Raw genomic sequence first — 24,466 nt, 5'->3', positions numbered from 1 at the left:
ACGAGTGGCTGTTGTCGTCAGGCAAGGCGCCGCGACGAGTCATAGCCCGCTATGGCGAGGAGCGGCAACGCAGCATGACGACAACAGACGCCGTCAAAAAGGAACAGCATTTGTGATACAGGACACTAACTATGCAGACTCGGTTCAGTGAGGAAAGCAAAAACCTGCCCCGGGCCGAAGAAGCCGAACGGATCCTGCGCAGTTGCGTGCATTGCGGTTTCTGCAATGCCACCTGCCCCACCTACCAATTGCTCGGCGATGAACTGGACGGCCCGCGAGGCCGCATCTACCTGATCAAGCAAGTGCTCGAAGGCCAGCCGGCGACGGCCAGCACCCAGTTGCACCTGGATCGCTGCCTGTCGTGTCGTAACTGCGAGACCACCTGCCCATCCGGTGTGGATTACCACAACCTGCTGGATATCGGCCGGGCGGTGGTCGACCAAGCCGTGCCGCGCCCCGCCGGCCAACGCGCACTGCGCCTGGGGTTGCGCTGCCTGGCCGTCAGTCCCGAACGGTTCAAGGCCCTGCTGCGCCTTGGGGCGGTCTTCCGTCCGTTGCTGCCGACGAACCTGAGCGCCAAGTTGCCCCGCCCCGCTCCATCCCACAACGACCGCCCACCGCCGCGCCATGGGCGAAGGGTGTTGATGCTCGAAGGCTGCGTGCAACCAGGCCTGTCGCCCAACACCAACGCCTCGGCAGCGCGAGTGCTGGATCGACTCGGCATCAGCGTGATCCCTTGTGCGCAGGCAGGCTGCTGTGGTGCGCTGGATTATCACCTCGATGCCCAGGCCACCGGACTGGACCGCGCCCGACAGAGCATCGACGCCTGGTGGCCGCACCTGGAGCACGGCGCCGAAGCCATCGTCCAGACCGCCAGCGGTTGCGGCGCCTTCATCAAGGACTACGGGCACCTGCTGGAGCATGACCCGGCCTATGCCGCCAAGGCCAAGCAGGTAAGCGAACGAGCGCTGGACCTGGTGCAAGTGCTCGGCAACGAACCGCTGGAACAGATCTGCGCGGCCAGGAACCAGCGCATCGCCGTCCATTGCCCGTGCACCTTGCAGCACGCGCAAAAACTCGGCGGTCACATCGAAGCATTGTTGACACGGCTGGGTTTCAACCTAACAGAAGTGCCCGACGGCCATTTGTGTTGCGGTTCGGCCGGCACCTATTCGCTGACCCAGCCGGCCTTGGCGCGGCAGTTGCGCGACAACCGCCTCAATGCCCTGGAAAGCGGTCAGCCAGAGATGATTGTCACGGCCAACGTCGGCTGCCAGAACCACCTCGACGGTGCCGGTCGCACGCCCGTGCGGCACTGGATCGAGCTGGTGGATCAGTCCCTGGCAGAATGAAGTCCTGAAGATTCTTCGTTTGCCGGGGCCGGCGAAGGCTGCGATCTTTCGTTCAACTTTCCCACAGCCCTCGCCAGGAATTCTCACGATGAGCTTCGTCAGCCCCGACCTGATCCGCCAACGCTTCTCCAGAGCGATGTCCGACATGTACCGCGACGAGGTGCCGTTGTATGGTGCCCTGATGAAGCTGGTGGAGCACACCAACGCCCAGGTGCTGACCGAACAGCCGCAACTGGCCGCACACCTGCGCAGCACCGGCGAACTAGAGCGCCTGGACCTGGAACGCCACGGCGCGATCCGCGTCGGTACCGCCGCCGAGCTGGCGACCCTGGGGCGACTGTTCGCGGTCATGGGCATGCAGCCGGTGGGCTACTACGACCTCACGCCGGCCGGGGTGCCGGTGCATTCCACAGCGTTTCGCGCCGTGCATGAGAGCGCGTTGCAGGTCAGCCCGTTCCGAGTGTTTACCTCGCTGCTGCGCCTGGAACTGATCGAGAATACCGAGCTGCGGGCGTTTGCCGAGTCGGTGTTGACCAAACGGCAGATCTTCACCCCCGGCGCCCTGGAGCTCATTGACCTGGCCGAGCGCCAGGGTGGCCTGACGCAAGCCCAGGCCGAGGACTTCGTCCTGCAGGCCCTGGAAACCTTCCGCTGGCACCACAGTGCCACCGTCACCGCCGAACAGTACCGGCAACTGAGCGCCCAGCATCGCCTGATCGCCGACGTGGTGGCGTTCAAGGGCCCGCACATCAATCACCTGACGCCGCGCACCCTGGACATCGACATCGTCCAGGCGCGGATGCCCGTGCATGGCATTACCCCCAAGGCCGTGATCGAAGGTCCACCCCGTCGCCGATGCCCGATCCTGCTGCGCCAGACCAGTTTCAAGGCACTCGACGAACCCGTCGCCTTCACCGACCAGCCACAGGCCCAAGGCAGCCACAGCGCCCGCTTCGGCGAAATCGAACAACGCGGCGCCGCGCTCACGCCCAAGGGCCGCGCGCTCTACGACCAATTGCTGAACGCCGCACGCGATGCGCTGGGGGCGTTTCCCAACGAAGCCAACGCCGAACGCTACAACGCGTTGATGGCCGAACACTTTGTCGCATTCCCGGACAACCACGATGAGTTGCGCCAACAGGCATTGGCGTATTTCCGTTATTTCCCGACGCCCAAGGGCCTCGCCGCCAAGGGCACCCTCGAGCCAGCAGCGTCCCTGGAACACTTGCTCGAACAGCAATACTTGCGCGCCGAGCCTTTGGTGTACGAAGACTTCCTGCCGGTCAGCGCCGCCGGCATCTTCCAGTCGAACCTCGGCGATGCCGCCCAGAGCCATTACGCCGGGCAGTCCAACCGCCAGGCCTTCGAAGCGGCGCTGGGGCGAGCGACCATCGATGAGCTGGGGCTGTACGCCCAGACGCAACAGCGCTCCATCGATGAGTGCAGGGCTGCGTTGGGCGTGTAGGAATAGGCCGAAGGATAAAACGGCAAGAAGTTGCCTGACAGGCGCGCAGCGCGGCGCGCCTTCCTCGGTGATTCTGCCCGGGTAGAGCGACGTCCGGGTGGGCCGTTAATATCTGCAATGCATCGGGCAAGCGTTTGTGCGCTTTGTTGCCCAACTGAAGGGAATAGCCGCCTTAGCTAAAATCAACTTATTGATATTTATAGTTTTTTTGAATCTGGCATAGCACTTGATAACCGTCAGGCCACCTCGGGGCGATTTCCGTCCCAGGCCCTATCGTTATCCAGGAAGGAGAACATTCCTTGGCTATCCCCGCGTACATGTCCGTTACAGGCACCAAACAAGGTCTGATCACTGCCGGTGCGTTTACCGCCGACTCAGTGGGCAACACCTACCAGGAAGGTCACGAAGACCAGGTCATGGTGCAGGCTTTCGAGCATCAGGTGACCATCCCTCGCGATCCTCAGTCCGGTCAGCCCACCGGCCAGCGCATACACAAACCCCTGATCATCACCAAGGTATTCGACAAGGCGTCGCCACTGATGCTGGCTGCCCTGACGAGCGGCGAACGCCTGACCGAAGTCAAGATCCAGTGGTACCGCACTTCGGCCGCCGGCACCCAGGAGCACTACTACACCACCACGTTGGAGGACGCGATCATCGTCGATATCAAGGACTACATGCCCAACTGCCAGGATCCGGAGAACACCCACTTCACCCATCTGGAAGACGTGTACTTCACGTATCGCAAGATCACCTGGACCCATGAAGTCAGCGGCACCTCGGGTTCCGATGACTGGCGTGCACCGGCCGCCGGTTGAAATCGGAGGCAGCCGTTCACGCATCGGCCAACGCTGTGGGTCAATGTGCACTCAAATAATAGACAGTTATTGATTCGGGACGGTGTTCGCCCAGTGCGACGGCCTCGGCAATCCATGCACTGGTAAAGAGCCTGACACTGGGCGAACAGGCACAATAATAATGGAACTTTCAGAGTATGTCCGCGAGGCTGTTTAAATAATTGTTTATTATTGAAACTATGCCGGTTGTGTAGGCGCTGAGCACTCGACAGCTCCTACACGTATAACTGTACAAACAGTTATACAAAACATGCACAGATGTAAAAGCTATCCGCACAGAACAATAATTGGCATTACAAAACTCTTTTTAAGACCAGCCGGCGTGACGTACTTCAGCCACGCCGCCCGGTTTTCTGCGCATCGGTGTCCCCCGCTTCAGGGTCACCCCGTTGCTGTTTACGCTTGGCCGGGTCATTGGGTCGCAACGCATCGTTATCGCGTTCCACTTCACCGGGCAATGCGGGTGCGTCCGGGTTGGACGGGGTTCGATCGGACTTGTGCTTCATGGCGAACTCCTTGGGATATCGGGATTCAGGCATCGGGGTCGGCGACTTCCTCAGCGACATTGGCATCCGGAGAGCGCTGGTGCAGTTGCTCGGCCTGGTTCTTCAAGTCCTGCCAACGCGCCAGGTCGATGGCGCCCCGGCCGAACAGGTCATTGGCCACCCGCATCAGCTCGGTGAAGTGGGCATCGGGGGACTGCTGCCAATAGGCCTTGTCGTCGAACAACTGCTGCCAGTCGGCCAGCGACGGAAGTTTGAGGTCATCGCTCATGGCGGGCTCCTGCGAGACATTCATCAGTTATGAGGGTCGACGTTCGCAGGGAGTTCCGGCGATTCTCAGTAGCCGGTCATTTCTAGGTAACCCGTGCCGCCCTGGTTACCACTGAGTCGTACCGGCCCTTCCCAATAGGGAATGCGCAGGTCCATCCAGGCCTTGGGATTGAGTGCCTGAAGGGTCACGTCGAGTTGTTTGCCGGGGATCTTGATGGCCCAGCGTACCGGCATCGAGCGTCCGGCGACCTGGGTGGTGTCCAGAGGCACGAGACTGATCTCTGCGGCATGCAGGGTTTGCGCCCGGCCTTGGGCATCGATCCAGGTGCCTGTGAGGTAAGGCGCGCCGTCCTTGTGGCGCATGCGATAGAGCATCAGGTGCTCGCCATTGTCCAGGTGCAGGGAGAACCAGTCCCAGCCGGTCTGGTTGGCGGTCAGGGGCTGGCTGCTCCATTCGCGGTCGAGCCAGGCCGGACCGCTGACCGTGAAGCGCTGACCGTCGATTTCCAATTCACCGCTGGCCTGGAAAAACGGCTGGCTGTAGTAGTACGACGCTTGCCCCTGTTCGGATTTCTGGCTGAAACCTTGATCACCCTGCAGCACCAACGGGCGGCTCGACGTCAGGCGCAACGCATAGCTGAAGCGTCGGTCGTGCGCCTTCAATTGCATGTCCGCCAACGGCTCGGCCACAGCAGCCTGGCTGGTGAATTGCCAGTCGTCGATCCAGGCATCGAAAGGCACCGCCTGCACCCCGGCCTGCCCCACTCCGCCTCGGGCATAACGCTCGGCGGCATGGTGCACGGTGGCGGAAGTGACCGCCGCATGGCCGAGCCAGATCGTCTGGTTGCGCCAGCCGCTGGCCTGGGGCGCGGCATCCAAGGCGCTGCGAAACAGCGTCCATTGCACACCGAATTCCCGGCCCTGGGCGTCCTTGAGGTTGGCAGTGACGTACCACCACTCGATACGGAAACCGTCATGAATGCCGTGGTCGGCCGGAAAACTGAACGCCCGCCCAGGCACGACAGGCGTGAACGCGACGGCCTGGTCGCCGAGGCCGGCAAAGCCTTTTTGTGGCGGCGCTGAGTCATCACAACCACTGAGCAACGCCAGCAGCAACACGCCTACTTTAATCTTCATGGGCAAAGGTCCTCAGCAAATCCGCCGGCTGCGTGCGGTACAACGCATACAGCGGCCAGGCCGATGCCAGGAGCGTGGCGAGCATCGCCAGGGCCAGCAACTGCACCAATTGCAACGGGAACACCCGCAACGGCAGGCGCCAGCCGAAGGCTTGCACATTGATCACCGCATCCAGGCACCAGGCCAGGGCAATGCCCAGCGGCAAGGCCAGGACCAGGGTCAGCAGCGCCAACAACCAGGTCTGGCCGAGGTTGAGCAACATCAGTTGCCGACGCGTCACCCCCAGCGCCCACAGCGGCGCCAACTGGCCGAGACGACTCTGGCTCTGGGTCAGCAGGCTGATGAACAACGCCACCCCCGCCACCGCCAGGGTCAGGCTGTTAAGGGCGGCGGTGGCGGCGAAGGTGCGCTCGAACACCTGGGTCGACCAGCCCTTGAGCCGGGCCTGGTCGACGATGCGGCTGTCGTCCAGGCTGAACCGGCTCTGCAACGCCGTCAGCATCGAAGCCATCGCGGACGGCTCGATACGCAGGTTAAAGCGATTCGGCGTCAGGTTCGGCCAGTGCGCCAACAAATGATCGGCATTGACCAGCACATGCCCCTTGGGGTTGCCATAGTCGGCATAGATCCCGACGATCCGCGGCGTCCACGGCCCGGTGGGTGTCGGGATGGTCAACGGGTCGCCAATCCTCACCTTGAGGCGCCGGGCCAGCTGTTCGCTGAGCATCAGCGTGTCGGCGTGGGTGAGCTGCCCCCAAGGTTCGTCACTGGCCGACTCCAACAGCGGCCAGTGCTGGCGATAGTGGGGATGATCGATGATGCCGTAGATATCCGTCGGCCAGCCTTGCAGCGGGATCGATACCTGCCAGATGGGCACGACGGCAGTGATCGCCGGTTGCTGCTTGAGCCAGGCGTGCAACTCCACCGCCTGGGCCGGGGTTTGCGGGTTGATATACAACTCGGCGCTCAGCCGTTGTTCGAGCCAGTTGCTGAAGGTCTGGCGGAAGCCAGCGGTCATGCTGCCGGCACCGATATTGGCCGCCAGCGCCAACAACAAGGCCATCAGCGCCAGACTCAACGTTGGCAGTTGCTGGCGACAATCGGCGAGAAACCATTGCCCGAGCACCGAGCGGCCGCGGCGCACCAGCAGGTTCAGCGCGCGATTGAGCAACACCGGCAAGGCCAGCGCCGCCCCCAGCAACAAGCTGGTCATCAAGACAAAACCGCTGGCCAGGCTGTCCCCCCAGATCAATGCCGACACGGCGATCAGCGCCGCCAATGTCGCCACCCAACCCTGGCGTCGCAGCCAGCGTCCATGGGCCTGATGCCAGGCCTGAGGATTGGCCAGCGCCAGCAAGGGCAAACGCGCCGCCCGCAACAGGCTGTCGGCCCCGGCCAGCAGCGCGCCGAGCAGACTCAAGCCAACACCGCTGAGCCACCACCCCAGGCTGAGGTTCAAATGCCCGGCCACTTCGGCACCGTACAACCCCCGCAGGCTCGCCGCGACATCGGGCAACAACAGGCCCGCCAGCCAGTAGCCGCTGAGTACCCCGGCGATCCCGCCCAGCAAGGCCAGCGCGCCCAGCTCAATCGCCAGACTGGTGACCAGCATCCGCGCACTGACGCCACAGGCCCGCAGGGTGCGCAGCAGGCTGCGGCGCTGTTCAAGGGCCAGACCGATGGCGGCGTGAACGATGAACAACCCCACCACGAACGATAAAAACCCCAAGGCGTCGAGGTTCAGGTGAAAACTTTCGGTCAGGCGCGACAGGTTGTTTTCTTCATCGGCATGCTTGAATTGCAGCCGATCACTGAAGGCCTCCGGCAGCGCGGCGTTGAACGTGGCGGGCAACAACAGCCGCGATAGCTGGTCCGGCAACCCGAGTACTGCTTGGGCAAAACCGATGTCCATCAACAGCACGCCCGGCGCCATGTCCACTTGGACATGCAGCGGCGGCAGCGGTTGCCCATCGACTGTACGAGGCCGGTCGCCCTCGCCCAGCCCCAAGGCCTGCAAGGTTTGCGGGGCGACCCACGTGCGACCGGGGTCGGTAAAAAACTCGACCACTTCGCTCATGTCCCGCGCCTGCCCCGCCAGGGCCGCGCCGGGTGGCAGCGACACCGGGTCGATGCCCATCAGTTGCAAGCGCTGATCCTCGTGCCCCTTGAGCAGCACCCGGGCCTGCAACACCGGCGACACCGGCCAGCCCTGGCGCCGCAAATCGATAAACCATTGCTGAGGGAAGGTGCCGCCACCGGGGGCATTGAGGCTGGCCTGGGGTTGGCCGCCGATCAATTGGCTGGCCCGGGCGTAGCTGTCCCGGGCCTGACTGTTGAGCGCTTGCACGCCGGTGAGCAGGCTGGTGGCGAGCCAGAGGCCGGTCAGCACGCTGAAGAGTTGCACCGGGTGTTGGCGCCAATGGCTGAGCAGGGCCTTGAGGGTCTGGCGAAGAATCATCACCCCTGCGCCACCTGCGCCAACCGTCCGCCGTGCAACACCACGCGTTGGGCCAGGCGCGCCGCCACCTGTGGACTGTGGGTCACCATCAACAGACTGGTGGGGCTGCCCTCCAGCAGCTCCAGCAACAGTTGCAGCACTTCGTCGCTGGTGGCTTCGTCGAGGCTGCCGGTGGGTTCGTCGGCCAGCAACAGGGGCGGTCGCGAGGCCAGCGCCCGCCCCAGCGCCACCCGTTGCTGCTGGCCGCCGGAAAGCTGTTCAGGGTAACGCCGCAACAACGCTGCAAGCCCGAGCCGCTGCACCAGATGGGCTTGCCAGGCCGCGTCATGGCGGCCGCACAGGCGCGCCTGGAACGCCAGGTTGTCTTCCACCGACAAGCTGCTGATGAGGTTGAACTGCTGGAACACCAGGCCGATTTCCGTGCGTCGCCAGTTCGCCAGCTGGCTTTCGCTCATGCCGTCGAGCCGATATTCGCCACTGCGGATGCTGCCGCGATCCACCTTGTCCAGCCCGGCGACCAAGTGCAGCAAGGTGCTCTTGCCACTGCCGGACTCCCCCATCAGCGCCAGACTGCTGCCGGGCATCAGGGTCAGGTCGACGCCCTGCAGCACCGGCAACGGGCCTTGGGGCGTGGGGTAGCTTTTAAAGACATTGCGGACTTCAAGCATGAAAAAGCTCGTTGAATGAACGTGAGGCTCAGGATAGCGGAATTAGCCGCAATGCCGGCCCAGGCGAGAGCTCGCGAAGGCGGTATATCAGCTGGCGGTGATGTGGATGGGCAGGCCTCATCGCGAGCGAGCGAGCTCCCACAGGGCTCTGCGGCGCATGTGCATTTTGTGGCCGCCGAAAATCCATGTGTGCGAGCTTGCTCGCGAAGGCGGCGTCATAGTCGATGAAGATGTTGGATGTGCCGGCCTCATACGAGCAAGCCCACTCCCAAAGAGCTCAGCGTATAGAGTCAATGCCCACCGCCATTTCAACCTGGCCGGAATGCGGTGTCACGATGTCGTTCAGGTCGATATGTTTCCACGCCGGTTTCGCCCCCAGCCGCGCGTTGAAGCGGTAGTTGAAGGTGAAGTCGTCATCGGTCGGCTGGCTCAGGGATTTTCCATAAGCCGATTCGACCCCGACCGGGTCGTAGCCCATCAACTGCAACAGCGTCGGGAAGATGTTGTAGTGGCTGGAGCGGTCCTTGTTCCGAGCCCAGGCGTCGCGCCAATCGAGGGTCTGCAATGAGCTGCCCTGGATCACCACCAACGGCACCAAGCCTTCTTCGGCCACCGGGTCGCCGCCGCAGTGGGTGTTAAGCCCGGGATTGCCGCGCTCGTGCAGATCCTGGCCGTGGTCGGAGGTGTAGATCAACACGGCATGGCTCAAATCGGCCTGTTGGAAGACTCGCTTGAAGAACTCGCCGACATTCCACAGCAAGGTGTTCTGGTAGGCGTTGCGGTACAGCAGCCAGTCATCTTGCTTGCCATTGAAACCGTCGCGCCTGCCGGTATCGGCCACTTCCTGGAACTGCCCGCGCGGCAAGGCCGGGCGATAGTTCATGAAGTCGTCGGGGTATTTGTCGTGCACTGGAAAATGCGCCCCCACCTTGTTGATCACCACCAGTTCGGCCTGGTGGTCGCCCAACAGTTCGATCAACTTCGCCGCCGCCGCCATGTCGCGGTCACGCACGCCGGTCTGGTCGAATTGGACGAATTCGTCGATGTCCTGTTTTTCCAGGTCGGTCATCAGGTTCTGCAGATTGCCGCCAGTGCGCTGGGCATCGATGTAGACGGTGCGCAAGCCGGCCTGCTTGGCGTACTGCCAGATCGACGGCCGGGTGCTGTTGATGCGCATGTAGTCGGCGCGAGTACCGCCGTAGCGCAAGGTGACATTGGTGTCGACGCTGCAATTGGCGATGGAAGCCGCGTAGCCGAAATTGAAAATATCCACGCCCTCGGGCGGTGTCTTCAGGCCGCTGTGCACGCCAAATGGCGTGTTGATATCCAGGTAATTGCCGCCAATGCTTTCATCGATGATCAGCACGATGTCCTGCTCGATCAAAGACGATCGCCGCGTCAGGGTAACCGGTTCCCGGGGGCCGATGGTGCTGTGCAAGGACTCGTAGGCGAAGAGATTCAAATAGGCCAACGGCGTGTACATCACCGGCAGGCCGCGCGCGCCCTCGCCCGCCCGCACGAATAACACGCCACTGAGCAACACCACGCCCAGCACGGGCGCGAGCACCGGCAGATAACCAGGCACTCGCAGCGCCCGCCGAGGCTTGAGGGCGATGCCGAACAACAGCAACAAGCCGCCGATCACCGCGTTGATGATCACCTCGCGATACTGATAGGCCGCTTCCTGGATGAACCCTCCGGAGTACACCAGCGAGACGAACTGGCTGTAGGTCAGGTAACTGTCCGTGACCTGGGTGTACACCTCGAAAAAAACCGCTGAAACAAACAGCGCCAAGGCAAACACATGCCTGACCATCGTCTGGCGTATGTAGGCGCACATCCACAGCGCAATCACCAACAGCACGAACATGGCGCCGAACAGCAAGGTTGCCAAGCCCAGGCCCAACGCATCGAGACGGTCGAGGTAATAGGCGTACCCCTTGAGCAGGTACAAAAACAGCAGCAACTCCTTGAGGTAGCGGGCCATGTTTTCCTCGACCGGATCGCGGTGTCCAAAGCACTTCGTTCCTGCACGTTAGCAGCCGATTTTCAAAGCGCAAGAAATGCCTCCACTCAACCATGCGTCAAAAAAAAGTTACCCCAAAAACGACACGAAAATAGGTAACAAAATATAAAAATCTATGGATAACGACCGTTTATCGCTTTCTTAAATGCTCTACACACCCCGTAAAACAGCCACTTTGCTAGATCAGTCAATGACTTGATATCAAAAGGCCCGACTTCACTTGAATTGCCAACACTGACAACTGTCATTTTGCTGACACGCTTTTCTGAAGCTGCGCTATACCCCTCTAAACAGTTTCATCCGAGTTACATCATTCGGTCTGCGAGGCGCGCCAAAAATGGACGTGAGCGTATTTGGTACGGGGTATGTCGGGTTGATTCAGGCGGCCGCAATGGCCGATGTCGGACACCGCGTTTTGTGCATCGACATCGACCCGAACAAGATCCGGCAACTGCAACAAGCCGTACCCACCATCAGCGAGCCGGGGTTGTCCAATCTGCTCGAAGACAACATCAAGGCCGGACGCTTGTCGTTCAGTTCCCAGGCCAGCGACGCGGTCAATCACGGCGAGCTGATTTTCATCGCCGTCGGCACCCCCGCCGATGAAGACGGCTCGGCCGACCTGAGCCATGTGCTGGCCGTCACCCGGCAGATCGCCGACTTCATGGACAGCGACCGCACCCTGGTCATCAAGTCCACGGTGCCGGTGGGTACCGCCGACAAGGTGGCCGAATGTGCCCGTCAGGCGTTGGCCCGGCGCGGCCTGAAACAGCTGAACGTGCGCGTGGTGTCCAACCCCGAATTTCTCAAGGAAGGCAGCGCCCTGGCCGATTGCATGCGGCCGGACCGGATCATCGTCGGCACCGCCGACCCGCTGGCCCGCGACCAGATGACGGAGCTCTACGCACCCTTTTGCCGCAACCACGAAAAACTGATGTTCATGGACAACCGCAGCGCCGAACTGACCAAGTACGCCGCCAATGCCATGCTCGCCACCCGCATCAGCTTCATGAACGAATTGGCGAACCTCACCGAACGGCTGGGCGCCGACATAGAAGCGGTGCGCAAGGGCATCGGCTCGGACCCGCGCATCGGTTATCACTTCATCTACCCCGGCTGCGGTTTCGGCGGCTCGTGCTTTCCCAAGGACCTGCGAGCCCTGCTGCACACCGCCGAACAAAACGGCATGCCGCTGCGCCTGCTGCGCAGCGTCACCGACGTCAACGACAGCCAGCGACACATCCTCTTCGAGAAACTGGCGAAGCAATTCCCGGATGGCCTGGCCGGCAAATCGATTGCCATCTGGGGCCTGGCGTTCAAGCCCAACACCGATGACATGCGCGAAGCCCCCAGCCGCTACCTGATGGAAGCGCTGTGGCGCGATGGCGCCCGGGTCCAGGCCTATGACCCGGAAGCCATGTCCGAATGCCGTCGCCTCTATGGCTATCGCAAGGACCTGAACCTCTGTGCGACCCGCGATGACACCCTGGAAGACGCCGACGCCCTGGTGATCTGCACCGAATGGAAGAACTTTCGCGTGGTGGATTTCGACCTGCTGGCCAGCAAGTTGCGCGCCCGGGTGATCATCGATGGCCGCAACCTGTACAACCCCGAACACCTGGCCGCCGCCGGGCTGTTGTATCGCGGTATCGGGCTGCGCCATACCGTGCCCGGCACCCCGGCACCCGGGCCACGGCCGTGAACATCCTGGTCACCGGCGCAGCCGGTTTCATCGGCGCCCATGTCGCGTTGCGGCTGCTGCGCGACGGCCATCGGGTGTGCGGGCTGGACAATTTCAACGACTATTACGACCCGCAGCTCAAGCACGACCGCGTGGCCTGGGTGAACGAACAGGTCGGCACCTTCCCCTTGGCGCGGCTCGACCTGGCCGACGCACCAGCCATCGACGAATGGTTCCAGGCCCGGCGCCCGGACGTGGTGATTCACCTCGCGGCCCAAGCCGGCGTGCGCTACTCCCTGGAAAACCCACAGGCCTATGTCGACAGCAACATCACCGGCTTCCTGAACATCCTGGAAAGCTGCCGCCGGTATCCGGTCAAGCACCTGATCTACGCCTCTTCAAGCTCGGTATACGGCGCCAACCCGCGCACGCCTTATTCGGTGCAGGACAACGTCGATCATCCGCTGTCGCTGTATGCGGCCAGCAAAAAATCCAATGAACTGATGGCCCACAGCTACAGCCACCTGTTCGGTATTCCCTGCACCGGCTTGCGTTTCTTTACGGTGTACGGCCCTTGGGGCCGGCCGGACATGTCGCCGATCCAGTTCGCCCGCGCCATCACCGAAGACCGTGTACTGCAGCTGTTCAACCACGGCGAGCACCAGCGGGATTTCACCTACATCGACGACATCGTCGAAAGCATCGCCCGCCTGATCGACCATGCGCCCCAGGTCACACCCTTGCTGGATCACGAACAACCGGGCCCGGCCACCAGCCGCGCGCCTTGGCGGATCTACAACATCGGCGGGCAGCACCCGGTGACGCTGCGCACCTATGTGGCGCTGCTGGAAAAACACCTGGGACGCACCGCCCGCGTCGAACTGCTGCCCCTGCAAGCGGGCGACGTGCTCAACACCTGCGCCGACGTCAGCGACCTGGCGCGGGCCACCGGCTTCAAGCCGGGCATCGAACTGGACGACGGCCTGGGCCGCTTCATCCAGTGGTTCCTCGAGTATTACCCACTGCCTGCCCACGCGCCGCTTGCGGCCCAATCTCAGCGGAGGAGTCTATGACCCGACATGAGCAAATCATTGCGACCAACGCCCCCGGACGCGATAAACGTGTCGATCCCGAGCACCGCAGGCGCCTGGACGCGGCCATTCACCGCCAAGGCCGTGGTTGGTTGACCGGTCGCGACGGCGGCCGGCCCTGGACGGTCTCGCGCACCAATCGGGTAGTGGCCAGCCTCGGCGCACTGGCGATCCTAGTGGTGTTCTGCCCGCTGTTGCTGGGCCTGGCACTGTTGGTCAAGTTTTCCAGCCCGGGCCCGGTGCTGTTCATACAGAAACGCACCGGCTATCGCGGTCGGGTGTTCGGCATGTACAAGTTCCGCACCATGGTCGCCGACGCCGAAGCCCTCAAGGAGTCGCTGCGCCACCTCAACAAACACGGTGCCGATGCCATCGATTTCAAGATCGACAACGACCCACGCATCACGCCCATCGGCCGGTTCCTGCGTCGCAGCAGCCTCGACGAACTGCCGAACCTGATCAACGTAGTGACCGGCGACATGCGCCTGGTAGGCCCGCGGCCGACCTCGTTCAACGCCTATCGCTACAAGGACAACCATCTTGTGCGCCTGAGCATCTACCCCGGCATGACCGGCCTGTGGCAGATCTCCGGGCGCAGCAATATCGACTTCGACCAGCGCGTGGAATTGGACCTCAGCTATATCGCTGAACAAAGCCTGTGGCTGGACTTGAAGATCCTGATGCTTACCCCCTTCAAAGTTTTCAGCGGCCACGGAGCGAGTTAAATGGACGGTTCAACGAATATCCTGACCATAGCCAGCCCGAGCGAGACCAACCTGACCTCGACCGTGCTCGACCCATCCCTGCGGACCCTGCTCTTGACGTCCGCCAACACCGGCACCGGCACCAGCACCAGCGCCATGGCACTGGCCGCTCAGCTGGCGCAGATGAGCAACGGTCGCGTCTTGCTGGTGGATGCCAGCCAGTCACCGCGCAACCTCAGCCAGCAACTGGCGTTGCACAAGGAGCGCGGCTTCACCGACCTGTTGTTCAACAGCCTCGCCCCGCCCCTGTTGCAGGACTGCGTGGTGCAGGCGTCCAGCCTGCCCTTCGACGTGCTGCCCCACGGTCGCCTGGGCCGCAATGCCGAGCGCTTGAGCCCCGAGCGCCTGCGCCCGCTGTTCAGGCAATTGGCGGCGCAGTACCGCTTTGTGGTGATCGACGCCGACGCGGTGTATTCGGTCAGCGACACGCTGGTGCTCAGCACCCAGGTGGATGGCGTGGTGCTGGTGGTGCGCGGTGAAGACACCCGCTGGGAAGTGGCGCAGGCCGCCCGCCAGCGCTTGTCCCAAGCGGGCGCTAAAGTGGTCGGCAGCGTGTTCAACCGCCGTAAGTACTACATGCCCAAGTGGCTCTACAACAACCTGTAAGCCTGCAAAAGGATGACGAGATGAACGCCAGAATGCTTGTCCTGCTGTTGCTGCCGCTTGCCGGTTGCTCCAGCACCAGCGATACCCGCTCGATGCCGGTGCAGATCCTCACGGCCGCACCGGCCAATGCCCAGGCCACCGACATGCCCAAGGTCGAACAGACCCTGCGGCCCCAGGACGTGCTGGACGTGATTTTCCACATCAGCACCACCGGGCCCCAGGCCTATCGGGTGCAGGCGGGCGACCAGGTGGCGCTGAACTTCACCGCCGCCAGCCAGCTCAACGGCACACAACAGGTGATGCCCGACGGCAGCATCGAACTGCCGGGGGCCAACACCTCGGTGAAAGTCGCCGGCCTGACCACCGACGAAGCCCGCCTGGCGGTCCAGCGTGCCTATGACCAGAAAAGTTTGTTCCAGCCCAACCGCAATCAGTTGACGGTGCTGGTGACCAGCCCGCTGTCCAGCGAGACGAACCTCAGGAACACCTTGACCCACCCGGGTACCGGCATGAGCCGGGAAATCACTGTGGGCCGGGATGGCTACGCGAGCTTCCCGGAAATCGGCTCCGTGCCCCTGCAGGGCATGACCGTCACACAGCTGGAAACGTTCCTCAACGAGCGATACGCCCAACTGCCCGGGCGCATGACCGTCGACGTGCTGCTCAAATCCACCGCCGGCAACGAGATCTATGTCCTCGGTGAGGTGGCACAGCCTGGTTCCTACCCGATCCGCCGGCCAATCTCGGTCCTCGAGGCCCTGACCCTGGCCCGTGGCACCAACGTCAAGGCCCGGCTCGACTCGGTGGTGATCATGCGCCGCAACGGCAACCAGGTCGAAGCCCGCCACTATGACGTGGAAAAAGCCCTGAGCGGTGACGCCTCGCAGATCGCCTACCTGCAGCCGGAAGACATGCTGTACGTGCCCAAGACCGGCCTGGCCAAAGCCGGTGAAATGGCGCGGCAACTGGCCGACGTGGTGCTGTTCCAGGGCGTTGGCGTCAGCTTGGGCTACCGCCTCGATAGCAAAGGCGACAACAGCAGCAGATCCAGTACCGACACTTCTGCAGCAGGTAATTGATCATGAATCCCAAGGAAAATTATTTGCACGAGTTCTTCAGGATCTTCTTCGCCAACAAGCAGTGGGTGAAGCGCGTCTTCCTGATCTTCGCCGTGATCGCCCTGGTGTTGCCGTTGATGCTCAAACAGAGCTTCGACATCACCGCCCAGGTGATCGTCCAGTCGAAAAAACTCTCCCAGGGCGACGCCACCACGTCGCTGAACCAGGAAAACGCCACCTTCATCCCGCCGTCCCTGGCGGACATGGAAACCGAGAGCAATATCCTGCGCTCACCGGCGTTGATCCGGCAGACCATCAGTGCTCTGCGCGACCAGGGTGACTACACCCCAAGCCCGGGCATCCTCAACAAATGGGTGAGCGAGCCGCTCAAGAAGTACATCACCCAGCCCCTGCGCGAGTACGTCATCAATCCGTTGCGCGATGGCCTGGGCCTGGAGGTCGATCCGGTGCGCGACACCGTGCTCGATACGCTGACCGACGAGGCCATCGAAAACCTGAAGATCGAGACCCTGCCCGGCTCCAACGTCATTTCCATCGTCTACAGTTTCGGTGACCCGGCCCAGGGCACCCGGTTCGTGGCGCAATTGCTGCAGAACTACCTCAGCAACCGCCAGGACCTGCAATCGATCGAACTGCCGCAGACCTTCTACGAGCAGAAGAAAGCCCAATACCAGACCCGCCTCGACGGCCTGGAAGGCACCCGGCTGGGGCTGTTGGAAAACATCGGTTCGTCCGATCCCAAGGAAGAAATCACCTTCCGCCTGAACGCCATCAACACCGAAGAACAGGCCCTGAACCTGTATCAGGATCGCCTGCTGCAAAGCCAACGCTGGCTCGATTACCTCAAGACCAGTCTGGCGGCGGCGAACAGCTCTCGGTTCAACGACTACACCTTCCCGTTCACCTTCACCACCACCGTGGACAACATTGCCTTCGAGGACCGGGAGATCAAACAACTGGGCGAGCAACTGACCAGCCAGGTCAGCCGCTACATGAATGACCTGGCGATCTTCCAGCCCAGCAGCGAACCGATGCTGCTGGCCCGGGAACAGATCGTCCGCACGCGCCAGCAGTTCCTGAAAGTGGTCAACAACCGGATCCAGGAACGCACCACCGATCTGGCAGTGGTCAGTTCGGTGATCAATCAGAAAGTCGAACGCATCGCCGCCTTCAAGGAGCGCATCCATCAGTTGCAGGAAACCCAAAGCAAGCTGCGGCAGATGGACACCGAAATCAACGCCTTGCACGCGGCCTTCTCCACCTACGCCCAGCGCTTCGCCGAAGCCAGCACCGCGCGCTCGCTGGACAACGATCTGTCCAACGCCCGGGTCCTGAGCCCGCCGTTCGAACCGACCGCTGCGGCCTTTCCCAAACCAATGCTGATCATTGTCTTCGGCATGTTCAGCGGCCTGCTGCTGGCGATCGCCCTGGTCTATGTGCGTGAGTTCTTCGATCACCGCTTCAAGCACCCAGCGCAAATCACCCGCCAATTGGAGGTGCCGGTGCTGCTGGTGATCAACGAACAGTCCCCCGAGCAGGTCAATCCGCACCGCAACTGGAGCCTGCCCAGCCTTGTCCATTGGGTGCGAAATTGAACGCGCCGTTCGACCCGCCCCGCCACAGCGGCCCCCTGTCGATCATTCATCTGCTCGACAGCGGTGGCTTCTATGGGGCCGAGCGGATGCTGCTCGATCATTGCCTGGCAACGCCCGGACAGCATCAGGTGCTGTTCCTGGCGGCGCCGCCGACGTTGATCACGCGTTTTCGCCAGGCTGGGGTCGATTGCCGTCACTGCGCCAGTTGGGCCGAGCTGTTGCAGCACCTGCGCCAGCGCCGGGACGAGCGACCGCTGATCAACACCCACAACTTCAAGGGGCTGTTGTTCGGCTGGTCGGCGGCCACGCTGCTGCGCCTGCCGTTGGTGATCACCCAGCATGGCTTCACGCCGCGCAGCCCCAAGCAGCGTTTCTACACCTGGCTGAGCCTGCAACTGTGCCGCACGGCCTCGGTCAAGCGAGTGGTCTGCGTGGCCGAAAGCATCGCCACGCTGCACCGCCGGGCCAGCGTGCAAGCCGAAAAACTCGACGTGATTCCCAACGGCCTGCCGGCGGTCACCGCGCCGCTGGCCCACCGCGACGACGAGCAGCACTGGCGGGTCGGCTATGTCGGCCGCTTGAGCAGCGAGAAAGGCCCGGACTTGTTCCTGGACGCCATGATCCCCCTGTGCCAGCGGCATTCGTCGCTGCACGCGGTGATGCTCGGCGACGGCCCGGAACGCCAGGCGCTGCTCAAGCGCATCACCGACGCCGGGCTGCCCACGCGCATCGAATTACCCGGCTACCAGACCGACATGAACGCCTGGTGGAGTCGCCTCGACGCGCTGGTGATCAGCTCGCGCACCGAAGGCACGCCGATGATTCTGCTCGAAGCCATGCAGGCCGGCGTGCCAGTGGTGGCGTTCGGTGTCGGCGGCATTCCCGACGTGTTGCAGGACCGCCATAACGGCCTGCTCGCGGCACCGGCCGACAGTGCGGACCTGGCGGCGCAGATCGAAACGCTGTTCAGCGAACCGCCCCTGGCGCGGATCCTCGCCGACAACGCGCGCCGCACCCAACAGGATCGCTACGACCTGCGCACGCTGGCCGAACGCTGGTCGCAGCTTTATATCCGCACGGCACGGGAGGCTCGCTCATGATTGTCCCACTCTCGATCGTCAGCCTGCTGGGCCTGGTGTGCCTGGCGTTGCTGGCCAGCCCTTATCCGTTCCTCGCCCCGGGCGCGGTGCTCGGCCTGGTCGGTGTCACCGTGCTGTACCGCAAGCCCGGCTGGGGTTTGCTGGGCATTGCCGCGCTGGTGCCATTCGAAGGCCTGTTCAAGGACAGCGCGTTTTCCGGCAGCAAGTTCTTTGGCCTGGCGCTGATCCTGATCTTGATGCTGCAACTGGCCCTGCACCAGATTCCCGCGACACGCTTGCGCAGCAATATCTGGAAGCCTCTGATCGGCTTCATGGTGCTGTATGGCCTGAGCCTGTTGCTCTCGGAAAACATGGACCTGTCCCTGACCCACCTGCGAGAGCTGACGGTGGGGCTAATTCTCTTCGTGATCACCTTGCTGATCGGTCGCGAACTGAACCTGGACCTGTTCGCCCGCCTGATGACGGTGAGCGTCTCCACCACGTGCGTGCTCGCGATGTTCTCGGCCCAATATCAGGATCAGGGCCGCGCTTCCGGCCTGCTGGAAGACCCCAACGTCTTTGCCCTGTTGATTGCGTTCACCGTACCGCTGGCGTTGTGGCTGGTACTGCGCAGTCCGAACCTGTTGCACCGATTGTTCTGGGGTGGAGGGGTCATTCTGTTGCTCGGCGGCATGACCAAGACCGAGTCGCGCTCCGGACTGGTGGTGCTGTTGCTCAGTCTGGTGATCGGCTTATACCACTACCGTGCGCAGCTGCCGCGCATCCGTCCGCGGCACCTGGGCTTCGCCATGCTTGGGCTGGCACTGTTGATTCCCCTGGCGGTCGCGGTGATGCCAGCCGGCTACGTGGCGCGCATTCAGTCGTTGAGCATCCTCAGCGCCGGCGTCAATGCCCACAAGGATGAATCCCTGGGCCGCCGCGCCTCGTACATCCTGGTCGGCAGCCAAATGATCCGCGAGAACCCGATACTCGGGTCAGGGCCCGGAACCTTTCCCCTGCACTACGCCCCCACCGGCTATGCCAAGGCGTTCTCGGCCAACCGCAAGCTGGGGGACCTGTATCGCAGGGCCCATAACACCTACCTGGAAATCTTCAGCGAAATCGGCGTGCCGGGCGGGCTGATGTTCGTCGGCATGCTTGGCCTTGGCCTGTACAACCTGCTGCACGCCCGCAAGCTCTGGCTGCAGCGCCGCGACTGGGCGCAGGCGGACCTGCTGACGCACCTGGGCATGAGTTTCCTGTCGCTGGGATTGTTCTTGATGTTTCTCAGTGCGCCGAACCACAAGTTGCTGTGGATCATGCTCGCCCTCACCAGCGTGTTGCGCTACGACGCCGAACAGGCCGCGCCACAGGAGGCTCGTCCATGAGTGGCGTCAGTATTGTGATTCCGATGTACAACGAGGCCCGGCACATCGGCCGCACCCTCCAGGCGGCCCAGGAAGCAGCCCGCCAGGCGCAGTTGGAGTGCGAGTTGATCGTGGTGGACAACGGCTCCGACGACCACGGCCCGCGCATTGCCAACGAGCTGGGCGCGCGGGTGCTGCTGGTGCCTGGCGTGCACATCGGTGCCCTGCGCAACCGTGGCGCTGCGGTCGCCAGTGGTGAGTGGCTGGCGTTCATCGACGCCGACATGGAAATGCCGGCCGACTGGCTCACGCTGCTGATCGAAATGGAAGGCCATCAGGGCGATGTACTGGCCCTCGAGTTGGACATGCCCGAACAAGCGCCGTGGTTCGCACGAGCCTGGCAGCGCCGCAGCCAGCGCCCCGATCCGCGGCCCTTACACCGGGTGCAGTGGCTACCCGGCAACACGCTGCTGATGCGCCGCGCCTGGTTCGATCAGGTCTCAGGCTTCGACGAAACCCTGCGCACCGGCGAAGACAAGGACTTTTCCCTGCGCTTGCGCCAAGCCGGTGCGCAGTTGTTGCAGGTCAACAAAAGCGTGGCCTTGCACTGGGGCTATGAAGGCAGTTGGCGCGAGTGGATGAGTAAGGAATTGTGGCGCCAAGGCAGTCACTGGCAGCTGTTGCGCAGTCATGGGCCGAGCCTGCGCCTGCTGCGCTTCCCCGCACTGTCGATTGGCGCCTGGGGCCTGGACGTCCTGACACTGGTCGCCCTGCTCCAGGGTCAGGCACGCCTGGGCCTGGCCCTACTGTTGATCAGCACGTTGCCGGCCCTGGTTCTGAGCTTGCGCCAGAGCTACAGGCACCGTAATCCGTGCCTGACCCTGCAGCTCTGGGGGCTGCACTGGGTGCGCCTGCACCTGGCCGGCGCCGCGCTCATCCTCAGCCTTTGTCATTGGAACGTCAGGAGACCCGCCCGTGGCTGAATTCATTTATTGGTCGTGCCTGCTGCTGCCGGTGTACGCCTACCTCGGTTATCCCTTGATGCTGAGCCTGCTGGCGCCGCTGTTTCCACTGCGACGCTACGGCAAGGCGTTGCCGATGGACGTGAGTATCGTCATTGCCGCCCACAACGAGGCACGGCACATCGAAGCGAAGTTGCGGACCTTGCTGGCCCAGGACTATCGAGCCCATTCACTGCAGATCATCCTCGCCAGCGACGGCTCGACCGACGACACCGTGGCCTGCGCACGCCGGGTGATCGACCCGCGCATCACCGTGCTCGACCTGCCACGCCAGGGCAAGGCCGCCGCCCTCAACACCGGTGTCGCCCACAGCCGCGGCGAGATCCTGGTGTTCACCGACGCCGACAACCAATGGACCGTCGATACCCTCGGCCACCTGCTGGCGCCGCTGGGCGATCCGGAAGTCGGCGCCTGTGCCGGGCACATGGAAATCCCGGTGCCGGGCAAGGGCCTGAGCCTGGGCGACAGCCTGTATCGCCATTACGAAGGCTGGTTGCGGCGGGTGGAGAGCCGCACCGGTTGCATGGTCTCGGCCGACGGTGCCCTGCTGGCTTTGCGTCGGGCGCTGTTCCAGCCGATCCCGGCCCAGGTCAACGATGACTTTTTCCTCAGCACCTGCGCGCCGGCCGCCGGCAAGTCCATCGTCTACGTGCCAAGCGCCCGGGTGACCGACCAGGGTGTGGACGAAGCCGATAAACAGTTTCGCCGGCGCCAGCGGGTCACCGTTGGCGGGTTGCAAAGCCTGGCCCAGCGCCGGGAGCTGCTCAACCCGTTGCGTCATGGTCTCTATGCCATCGGGCTGATCAGCCACAAGTTGATCCGTCGCCTCGCGCCAGTGTTGCTGTTGCCCCTGTTGCTGAGCAATGCCTGGCTGTGGAACGACCATCCGTTCTATCGCCTGAGCCTGGTGGCGCAGTTGCTCGGCTACACCATGGCGCTGATCGGCTTGATGGACGCCGGCCACCGTTTGCCCCGGCCCTTTCGCCTGGCGGCGTTCGTGTTGGTGACACTGGCAGGTATGAGTATCGGGCTCTGGCAGTTCCTGCGGGGTCATCGCTACAGCCAATGGAACCCCGAGCAGAATCGCTAAGGAGAAGAGCCGATGTCGATCAAACAAGTCTTCAAGCGCACCGGCGGCTGGCTGTACCTGAACACGTCCCTGGGTCGCCACCCCCTGCGTGGCGCCGGCGTGATCCTGATGCTGCACCGGGTACTGAACAACGACCGCGCCGCCGAATTGCCCCATCGCAACGAGCTGTGCGTGGGGCCCGACGCGTTTGAACACTTGTTGATCTGGCTGCAACGGCATTTCGAATGTGTACCGCTGATGAGCTTGTTGCTGGCCGATCCTGAAAGCATCCCGAACCGCCCGCGGGTGGCCCTGACCTTCGACGACGGCTGGCGCGACAACGCCATGAACGCCTTTCCGTTGTTGCGCCAATACCAGGTGCCGGCGAGCATTTTCCTGTCCACCGATTTCATCGGCAGTCGCCAGCACTTCTGGTGGGAAAGCGTTGGCGAGACCCTTTGGGGTAGCCATGGCCAGGTGGCCCGGCATTCGTTGATCGAGCACTTGCAGCACGCCGGCCGCCCGTTGCCGGTGCTGCTCGATGACATCGACGACGAGCGTCGCAGCCTGGCGTTGCTGCACTACCTGCAAAGCCTCAAGAGCCTCGATCCACATACCTTGAGCGAACTCACCGACGCCTGCCCGCATGGCTCCCAGCCTCAGGCCCTGGACTGGTCCCAGGTGCGCATGCTCGAAGATTCCGGCCTGATCCGCTTCGGCCCCCATGGCGCCAGCCACGCGATTCTCACCGGGCTGGACGACCAGCGCCTGCACGAAGAACTGGCCCGCAGCCGGATCGCCCTGGAAAACGGCTGCGCTCAACCGCTGCCGGTGTATTGCTACCCCAACGGGGATAACGATGAGCGCGTACGCCAGCATGTGGCGGCCCACGGCTTTGCGTTCGCCCTGGGCACCGAGACCGGGCTGTATCGCCCCGACGGCGACCCGTTGAACTTGCCACGCTTCGGCGTCAGTCAGCGCAATGCCCAACATCCTGAATTGCTGGCCTGGCGCATTCGCCGAGGGACGCGCCCATGAGCCGCAGTCATTACCTCAAACACCTGTTGCTGAGCATGGGAACCCGCCTGGCAATGATCGGCCTGCGCCTGCTGCGCAATGTGCTGCTGGCGCGGATTCTCGGGCCCAGCGAACGCGGGTTGTTTGCCTTGCTCAGCACCCTGCCGGACCTGATCAGCGCCGCCACCAGTGGTGGTCTGAATTCCGCCGTGGGCTATCAGGCGGCGCAGCGACGTCCGATGGGTTTGTTACTCAGCCAGGTACTGGTCTTCGGTTGCTTGTTGGCTGGGTTGCTGACCGTGGCGTTGGTGACGCTGGTGCGCGAGTTCGGCGCTGAGCTGGACATCACCACGCAATTGGGATTGCTGGCCTGGTTGCTGTTGCTGGCGGTGCCATTGACTGTACTCAAGAGTGGCCTGCTGACGCTGCACAATGCCACCGGCGGTGTAGGTGCCTTTAACGCCTTGCGCCTGATGGAATCCCTGGCGCCACTGTTGCTATTCCTGGCGCTGTTCTGGCTGTGGAAAGATGCGGCCCTGGAAGCGGCGCTGATCAGTTGGCTGGCGGGCCTGAGCCTGGTGGTGCTGGCCGGTTGGGTCTGGCTGCGCCGGGATCAGGACATCACCCTGCAATGGGATCGCGCCGGCCAGAACGAGCTGCTGCGCTACGGTGCCCGCAGCCACCCGGACCTGTTGTTCCAGCAAGTGATACTGCGCTCGGACTACCTGTTCATCGGCGCCCTGCTGGGCAGCACGGCCGTGGGTCATTACGCCATGGCCAGCGCCGCCGCCGAACTGCTGCTGATCGTGCCGGAAGCTGTCACCACGCCACTGATGAAACGCCTGCTGCAACAAGACAGTGACATGCAGCGCCTGACCCCCCTGGCCCTGCGCCTGACCGCCACGGTGATGCTCGGCGCGTGCCTGGGCATGGCGCTGATCGGCGAATGGCTGATCGTCACCCTGTTCGGTGTCGCCTACCAACCGGCTTACCCCGCCTTGCTGGCATTGCTGCCAGGGCTGTTCGGGCTGTGCTACGCGAGCATCTTGCGCCTGGATCTGCTGGGCAAGGACCGACCCGGCACGGTGTCGCTGCTGATGGGCGTGGGCGCGCTGCTGAACCTGGCGCTGAACCTGATCCTGATTCCCCGCTACGGCATCGTCGGCGCCGCCGCCGCGTCGTCAATCGCCTACCTGGGCGTGACCCTGGCGCTGCTGGCGATGTACTGCCGCCTTAGTGGCGTGGCACTGTGGCAGACACTGATCATCCTGCCCAGCGACTTGCTGCCGATGCGCCAGATGCTGCTGGGGAAATCGGCATGAGCATCGCTGTCCGCCAAGCCGCCATCGCGAGCAAGCTC

21 protein-coding genes are annotated in these 24,466 nt (G+C 63.0%); 15 read left to right on the top strand and 6 right to left on the bottom strand.

The window, feature by feature from the left end:
• Positions 1–131: 131 nt before the first annotated feature.
• The 3 genes from glcF to BLO80_RS06500 all read left to right on the top strand — a co-directional run bounded on the left by glcF (position 132) and on the right by BLO80_RS06500 (position 3,635).
• Complete coding sequence (glcF, locus tag BLO80_RS06510; protein WP_092327389.1) at positions 132–1,352, top strand: glycolate oxidase subunit GlcF; 1,221 nt, start codon at positions 132–134, stop codon at positions 1,350–1,352.
• Between the two features lie 88 nt (positions 1,353–1,440).
• On the top strand, positions 1,441–2,817 hold the full coding sequence (locus BLO80_RS06505) for a 2-oxoadipate dioxygenase/decarboxylase HglS (RefSeq protein ID WP_092327387.1): 1,377 nt from the start codon (positions 1,441–1,443) through the stop codon (positions 2,815–2,817).
• 299 nt (positions 2,818–3,116) lie between these two features.
• Entirely contained in the window at positions 3,117–3,635 is a 519-nt protein-coding gene (locus tag BLO80_RS06500; protein ID WP_092327385.1) for an Hcp family type VI secretion system effector, read from the top strand.
• A 371-nt stretch (positions 3,636–4,006) separates the two neighbouring features.
• On the opposite strand, the gene BLO80_RS29855 is transcribed toward BLO80_RS06500, so the two are convergent.
• The 6 genes from BLO80_RS29855 to BLO80_RS06475 form a co-directional block, all read right to left on the bottom strand.
• Positions 4,007–4,180 (bottom strand): hypothetical protein, encoded by a 174-nt coding sequence (locus BLO80_RS29855; RefSeq protein WP_175459461.1) that lies wholly within the window; start codon positions 4,178–4,180, stop codon positions 4,007–4,009.
• 25 nt (positions 4,181–4,205) lie between these two features.
• The gene (locus BLO80_RS06495; RefSeq protein WP_092327384.1) at positions 4,206–4,448 is read right to left on the bottom strand and encodes a hypothetical protein; all 243 of its coding nucleotides are present in this window, start codon (positions 4,446–4,448) and stop codon (positions 4,206–4,208) included.
• A 65-nt stretch (positions 4,449–4,513) separates the two neighbouring features.
• Entirely contained in the window at positions 4,514–5,584 is a 1,071-nt protein-coding gene (locus BLO80_RS06490) for a lipocalin-like domain-containing protein (protein WP_092327382.1), read from the bottom strand.
• Positions 5,574–8,042 carry an ABC transporter permease gene (locus BLO80_RS06485; RefSeq protein WP_371914567.1) on the bottom strand — a complete coding sequence of 823 codons (2,469 nt, stop codon included), beginning with the start codon at positions 8,040–8,042 and terminating at the stop codon, positions 5,574–5,576. Before BLO80_RS06485 ends, BLO80_RS06490 begins: the two co-directional genes overlap by 11 nt.
• Complete coding sequence (locus BLO80_RS06480; RefSeq protein WP_092327379.1) at positions 8,042–8,710, bottom strand: ABC transporter ATP-binding protein; 669 nt, start codon at positions 8,708–8,710, stop codon at positions 8,042–8,044. Before BLO80_RS06480 ends, BLO80_RS06485 begins: the two co-directional genes overlap by 1 nt.
• Positions 8,711–8,987: 277 nt before the next feature.
• Positions 8,988–10,697 (bottom strand): sulfatase-like hydrolase/transferase, encoded by a 1,710-nt coding sequence (locus tag BLO80_RS06475; RefSeq protein ID WP_092327378.1) that lies wholly within the window; start codon positions 10,695–10,697, stop codon positions 8,988–8,990.
• A 376-nt stretch (positions 10,698–11,073) separates the two neighbouring features.
• Between BLO80_RS06475 and BLO80_RS06470 the strand changes: the two genes are divergently transcribed.
• Genes BLO80_RS06470 through BLO80_RS06415 form a run of 12 tightly spaced genes read left to right on the top strand, consistent with a single transcriptional unit; the run spans position 11,074 to position 24,428 of the window.
• On the top strand, positions 11,074–12,438 hold the full coding sequence (locus tag BLO80_RS06470; RefSeq protein WP_092327376.1) for a UDP-glucose dehydrogenase family protein: 1,365 nt from the start codon (positions 11,074–11,076) through the stop codon (positions 12,436–12,438).
• Positions 12,435–13,490 (top strand): NAD-dependent epimerase, encoded by a 1,056-nt coding sequence (locus tag BLO80_RS06465; protein WP_092327375.1) that lies wholly within the window; start codon positions 12,435–12,437, stop codon positions 13,488–13,490. The genes BLO80_RS06470 and BLO80_RS06465 overlap by 4 nt, the downstream gene beginning before the upstream one ends.
• Complete coding sequence (locus tag BLO80_RS06460; RefSeq protein ID WP_092327373.1) at positions 13,487–14,233, top strand: sugar transferase; 747 nt, start codon at positions 13,487–13,489, stop codon at positions 14,231–14,233. The genes BLO80_RS06465 and BLO80_RS06460 overlap by 4 nt, the downstream gene beginning before the upstream one ends.
• Positions 14,234–14,878 carry a CpsD/CapB family tyrosine-protein kinase gene (locus tag BLO80_RS06455; protein WP_092327372.1) on the top strand — a complete coding sequence of 215 codons (645 nt, stop codon included), beginning with the start codon at positions 14,234–14,236 and terminating at the stop codon, positions 14,876–14,878.
• A gap of 20 nt (positions 14,879–14,898) precedes the next feature.
• Positions 14,899–15,957 (top strand): polysaccharide biosynthesis/export family protein, encoded by a 1,059-nt coding sequence (locus BLO80_RS06450; protein ID WP_072405257.1) that lies wholly within the window; start codon positions 14,899–14,901, stop codon positions 15,955–15,957.
• A gap of 2 nt (positions 15,958–15,959) precedes the next feature.
• A complete protein-coding gene (locus tag BLO80_RS06445) occupies positions 15,960–17,552 on the top strand; it encodes a GumC family protein (protein ID WP_092327370.1) in 1,593 nt (530 codons plus the stop codon).
• A complete protein-coding gene (locus tag BLO80_RS06440; protein ID WP_092327369.1) occupies positions 17,549–18,652 on the top strand; it encodes a glycosyltransferase family 4 protein in 1,104 nt (367 codons plus the stop codon). The genes BLO80_RS06445 and BLO80_RS06440 overlap by 4 nt, the downstream gene beginning before the upstream one ends.
• Positions 18,649–20,019, top strand: a complete 1,371-nt coding sequence (locus BLO80_RS06435) for an O-antigen ligase family protein (RefSeq protein WP_092327367.1) — start codon at positions 18,649–18,651, stop codon at positions 20,017–20,019. The genes BLO80_RS06440 and BLO80_RS06435 overlap by 4 nt, the downstream gene beginning before the upstream one ends.
• Positions 20,016–20,981, top strand: a complete 966-nt coding sequence (locus tag BLO80_RS06430) for a glycosyltransferase family 2 protein (protein ID WP_092327366.1) — start codon at positions 20,016–20,018, stop codon at positions 20,979–20,981. Before BLO80_RS06435 ends, BLO80_RS06430 begins: the two co-directional genes overlap by 4 nt.
• Positions 20,974–22,110 carry a glycosyltransferase family 2 protein gene (locus BLO80_RS06425; protein ID WP_092327364.1) on the top strand — a complete coding sequence of 379 codons (1,137 nt, stop codon included), beginning with the start codon at positions 20,974–20,976 and terminating at the stop codon, positions 22,108–22,110. The genes BLO80_RS06430 and BLO80_RS06425 overlap by 8 nt, the downstream gene beginning before the upstream one ends.
• A 12-nt stretch (positions 22,111–22,122) precedes the next feature.
• Positions 22,123–23,127: a polysaccharide deacetylase family protein gene (locus BLO80_RS06420; RefSeq protein WP_092327362.1), complete on the top strand. Its 1,005-nt coding sequence runs from the start codon at positions 22,123–22,125 to the stop codon at positions 23,125–23,127.
• Positions 23,124–24,428: a lipopolysaccharide biosynthesis protein gene (locus BLO80_RS06415; protein ID WP_092327361.1), complete on the top strand. Its 1,305-nt coding sequence runs from the start codon at positions 23,124–23,126 to the stop codon at positions 24,426–24,428. The genes BLO80_RS06420 and BLO80_RS06415 overlap by 4 nt, the downstream gene beginning before the upstream one ends.
• The last annotated feature ends 38 nt before the right edge of the window (positions 24,429–24,466 follow it).

This window comes from Pseudomonas sp. NFACC56-3 (assembly GCF_900100025.1).
GTDB classification, from domain to species: Bacteria; Pseudomonadota; Gammaproteobacteria; order Pseudomonadales; family Pseudomonadaceae; genus Aquipseudomonas; species Aquipseudomonas fluorescens_AA.
This window is presented reverse-complemented; position numbering and strand designations above follow the sequence as displayed.